The sequence below is a fragment of the Streptomyces sp. P5F9 genome (genome assembly GCF_057961495.1).
On sequence record NZ_JBXVPZ010000918.1, the window covers coordinates 1 to 1,337 of the forward strand.

Below are 1,337 nucleotides of genomic sequence, written 5' to 3' on the forward strand. Positions count from 1 at the left end.
GAGTTGAAGGCCATGCGGTGGAACGCCCTGCGGACCCTCGGGCGGGCCGGCGACGCGGGGGCTCCCAGTGTGGCCAAGCTGCTGTGGGGCGGGTGGCATCAGCGGCTCGGGGAGTTGGCGATGCAGGTGCGGGGGGCCGCGGCGACGGTCGGGCCGGTGGATTGGACGCCGTCCCTGTCGTACGAACTCGACCTGTTCCAGCACCTGTTCCTCTTTTCGCGGGCCGACACGATCTACGGCGGCTCGGACCAGGTTCAGCGCACGATCATCGCCGAGCGGATGCTCGGTCTGCCCAGGGAACCCAAGGGGGTCGTCTGATGCGCGGTGTGGTCTTCGACGGCAAGCAGATCCAGGTCGTGGACGATCTGGAGGTACGGGAACCGGGGCCCGGTGAGGTACTGGTCGCCATCTCGGCAGCCGGGTTGTGCCACAGCGATCTGTCTGTGGTGGACGGGACCATACCTTTCCCCGTACCTGTGGTGCTGGGTCATGAGGGTGCGGGGGTGGTCGAGGCCGTGGGTGTGGGCGTCACCCATGTCGCGCCTGGGGACCATGTCGCCCTGTCCACGCTCGCCAACTGCGGTACGTGTGCCGAGTGCGACCGGGGGCGGCCGACCATGTGCCGGCAGGCCATCGGGCGGCCGGGGAAACCGTTCACGCGGGGCGGGCAGTCGGTGTACCAGTTCGCCTCCAACTCCGCCTTCGCCGAGCGGACCGTGGTGAAGGCCGTGCAGGCCGTGCGGATTCCGAAGGACATCCCCATGCCGTCCGCCGCGCTCATCGGGTGCGGGGTGCTGACGGGCGTCGGTGCTGTGTTGAATCGGGCGCGGGTCGATCGGGGGGACAGTGTCGTCGTCATCGGGACCGGGGGGATCGGGCTCAATGTTCTTCAAGGGGCCCGGATCGCGGGGGCGTTGACGATCGTCGCGGTGGATGCGAACCCTGGGAAGGAGGCTGTGGCGCGGGAGTTCGGGGCCACTCACTTCCTCACGTCGACCGAGGGAGTGCGGGAGGTTCTGCCGAACGGGGCGGATCACGCCTTTGAGTGCGTGGGGCGGGTGGAGTTGATCCGGCAGGCCGTGGATCTGCTGGATCGGCATGGGCAGGCGGTGTTGCTCGGGGTGCCGCCGGCTACGGCCGAGGCGTCCTTCCTCGTCTCGTCCATGTATTTGGACAAGTCGATTCTCGGGTGCCGGTACGGATCGTCCCGGCCGCAGCGGGACATCGCTCTGTACGCCCAGCTGTATCGCGAAGGGCGGTTGCTGCTCGACGAGTTGGTGACCGAGACGTATCCCGTCGAGGACTTCGAGAAGGCGGCGGGGGACGCGGAGGCGGGG

2 protein-coding genes are annotated in these 1,337 nt (G+C 68.6%); both read left to right on the top strand.

Features of this window, described 5'->3' with window-relative positions; all coding sequences use genetic code 11:
• Positions 1–318, top strand: a 318-nt coding sequence (locus tag AC31A1_RS51480; protein WP_489659923.1) for an acyl-CoA dehydrogenase family protein, incomplete at its 5' end; no start/stop codon positions are given.
• Positions 318–1,337 (top strand): alcohol dehydrogenase catalytic domain-containing protein (locus tag AC31A1_RS51485; RefSeq protein ID WP_489659924.1); only part of this gene is annotated, 1,020 nt, incomplete at its 3' end. The genes AC31A1_RS51480 and AC31A1_RS51485, both read left to right, overlap by 1 nt.